This is a genomic window from Pseudonocardia sp. SID8383, assembly GCF_009864975.1.
Classification (GTDB): Bacteria; Actinomycetota; Actinomycetes; order Mycobacteriales; family Pseudonocardiaceae; genus Pseudonocardia; species Pseudonocardia alni.
On the sequence record NZ_WWFY01000853.1, the window covers coordinates 1 to 2,604 of the forward strand.

Here is a 2,604-nt window from a genome sequence, read left to right on the forward strand (position 1 = left end):
CGGGCCGCGGCCCGAGCGCCGTCCGCCCGGTCCGGGCGCGGTCATGCCGGGTCCCGCAGGACGACGTCGTCGCGGCGGTGCACGCCGGCACGGCCGTCCGGGCCGAGACGGTCCAGCAGGTCGGCGACCGGCCCGTGCCCGTGCAGGACGGCCCCGGGCTCGGCGAGCAGCCACGGCAGCAGCACGGTGGCCCGGTCGGGGGTGCCCGGGTGCGGCAGGAGCAGCTCCGGGTCGTCCGAGGTGACCGGGGCGCCGTCGTCGGTCACCTGGACGACGTCGACGTCGAGGGTGCGCGGCCCCCACCGCTGCTCGCGGACCCGGCCCGAGGCGTCCTCGAGTGCCTGCCCCCGGCGCAGCCAGCCCCACGCATCGAGCGCCGGGTCGTCCGCGACCAGCACCGCGTTGAGGAAGTCCGGCTGGTCGGTCACGCCCCACGGCGCCGTCTCGAACACTGGCGACACCGCCACGACGGCCGCCCCCAGGTCCGCGACGACCGTGCGCAGGTGCGCGGCCCGGTCGCCCAGGTTGGAGCCGAGGGACAGGATCGCGCGGGTCACGCCCGGCTCCGGGTCAGGACGACCGCGACGTCGTCGAAGGTCAGCGGGATCGGCGCCGACGGCTTGTGCAGCGTCACCTCGACGGCGGCGACCCGGGCGTCGGAGTCCAGTACGGCCTGTGCGACCTCCCCGGCGACGGCCTCGATGAGATCCCGGGCCGGACCGCCGACGATGCCCGCGGCCAGCTCGGCGAGCTCGCCGTAGTGCAGCGTGTCGGCCAGGTCGTCCGAGGCGGCGGCGGGCGCGAGGTCGGCGTGCACCACCAGGTCGACGACGAACTCCTGGCCGTCGCGACGCTCGTGGTCGAACACGCCGTGGTTCCCGCGGACCCGCAGGCCCCGTAGCTCGATCCGGTCGCTCACCGCCCGGTCTCCCGCGGGGTGCGGGGGCGCGAGGCACCGAGCCGGCAGGCGGCGGCGACCGCGATGGCGTCCATCGTGGACTCGACGTCGTGCACCCGCACGCCCCAGGCGCCCGCGTTGGCGGCGAGCGCGCTGACCGCGGCGGTCGCGATGTCGCGGCCCGGCGGGGTGCGCGGCTCGCCCTCGGCCGAGGCCAGGAGCTCACCGAGGAACCGCTTGCGCGAGGCCCCGACCAGCACTGGGAACCCCAGGTCGACGAACACGTCGAGCCGGCGCAGCAGCGCCCAGTTGTGCGAGGCGTTCTTGGCGAACCCGAGACCGGGGTCGAGCACGATGCGGCCGGGGTCGACCCCGGCCATCACGGCGTGGTCGACCCGGGCGACGAGCTCGGACCGGACCTCGCCGATCACGTCCTCGTAGCCTGCGAGCTGCTGCATGCCGGCACTGTGCCCGCGCCAGTGCATGATCACCCAGGGCGTCCGCGACTCGGCGACGACCGCGGCCATCCGCGGGTCGGCCAGGCCGCCGGAGACGTCGTTGACCATCGCCGCACCGGCCTCGACGCAGGCCTCGGCGACCGCGGACCGGGTCGTGTCGACGCTGACCCGCACGCCCGCGGCGACGAGCTCGCGCACCACCGGCAGGACGCGGTCCCGCTCGGTCGCGGCGTCGATCCGCTGCGCGCCGGGCCGGGTCGACTCCCCGCCGACGTCGACGAGGTCGGCCCCGGCGTCGCGCATCGCGACACCGTGCGCGACGGCGTGCGACCGGTCGACGTAGCGGCCGCCGTCGGAGAACGAGTCGGGGGTGACGTTCAGGATCCCCATGACCGCGCAGCGGCCGAGCTCCGGCAACGCCCCGCCGGGGGCGACCACGTCACCGCCCCCTGATCAGCGAGAGCGCCTCCGCGCGGGAGGTCGCCGAGCTCTTGAACAGCCCGCGCACCGCCGAGGTGGTGGTGCGCGACCCCGGCTTGCGGATGCCGCGCATGGCCATGCACAGGTGCTCGGCCTCCAGCACGACGATCACCGCGCGCGGGTTCAGCTTGCGCACCAGGGCGTCGGCGATCTGCGCGGTCAGCCGCTCCTGGACCTGCGGTCGCTTGGCGTACAGGTCGACCACCCGGGCCAGCTTGGACAGGCCGGTGACCTGGCCGTCGACGGCCGGGATGTAGCCGACGTGGGCCACCCCGTGGAAGGGCACGAGGTGGTGCTCGCAGGTGGAGAACATCGGGATGTCCTTGACCAGCACGAGCTCGCCGTGGCCCTCGTCGAAGGTCTTCTCCAGCACCGTGTCCGGGTCGACGAACAGCCCGGCGAAGATCTCGCCGTAGGCGCGCGCGACCCGGGCCGGGGTCTCCTTGAGACCCTCGCGGTCCGGGTCCTCCCCGACCGCGATCAGCAGCTCGCGGACGGCGCGCTCCGCACGGTCCAGGTCGATCCCGCCGGGTACGGCCCGAGTCACCCCGGCCGCCACCGCGGCGGACTCCACCGGTCCGGAGCGTCCGTCCGTCGTCGACGTGCTCAGTGTCCTGCCTCCGGGTCGTGTCCGCGTCGCTGCTCGCCGGCGCCGGGGTCGTTCGCACCGCCCGGCGCGCCGTTGCCGTGAGCGCCGTTGCCGTTGCCGCCGCCCGGTCCGCGACCGGGCCAGGGACCGCCCTGGGCGGGGCCCTGCGGCCCGCCCTG

4 protein-coding genes are annotated in these 2,604 nt (G+C 75.9%); all 4 read right to left on the reverse strand.

What is annotated here, in order from left to right; translation table 11 throughout:
* Nucleotides 1–41: 41 nt before the first annotated feature.
* Genes folK through folE form a run of 4 tightly spaced genes read right to left on the reverse strand, consistent with a single transcriptional unit; the run spans nucleotide 42 to nucleotide 2,395 of the window.
* Nucleotides 42–557, reverse strand: a complete 516-nt coding sequence (gene folK / locus GTW08_RS20700; RefSeq protein WP_073576765.1) for a 2-amino-4-hydroxy-6-hydroxymethyldihydropteridine diphosphokinase — start codon at nucleotides 555–557, stop codon at nucleotides 42–44.
* The gene (folB, locus tag GTW08_RS20705; protein WP_161152406.1) at nucleotides 554–919 is read right to left on the reverse strand and encodes a dihydroneopterin aldolase; all 366 of its coding nucleotides are present in this window, start codon (nucleotides 917–919) and stop codon (nucleotides 554–556) included. The genes folK and folB overlap by 4 nt, the downstream gene beginning before the upstream one ends.
* Entirely contained in the window at nucleotides 916–1,746 is an 831-nt protein-coding gene (folP, locus tag GTW08_RS20710) for a dihydropteroate synthase (protein WP_073576927.1), read from the reverse strand. Before folP ends, folB begins: the two co-directional genes overlap by 4 nt.
* Nucleotides 1,747–1,795: 49 nt before the next feature.
* Nucleotides 1,796–2,395: a GTP cyclohydrolase I FolE gene (gene folE / locus GTW08_RS20715; RefSeq protein WP_073576926.1), complete on the reverse strand. Its 600-nt coding sequence runs from the start codon at nucleotides 2,393–2,395 to the stop codon at nucleotides 1,796–1,798.
* Between the last annotated feature and the right edge of the window lie 209 nt (nucleotides 2,396–2,604).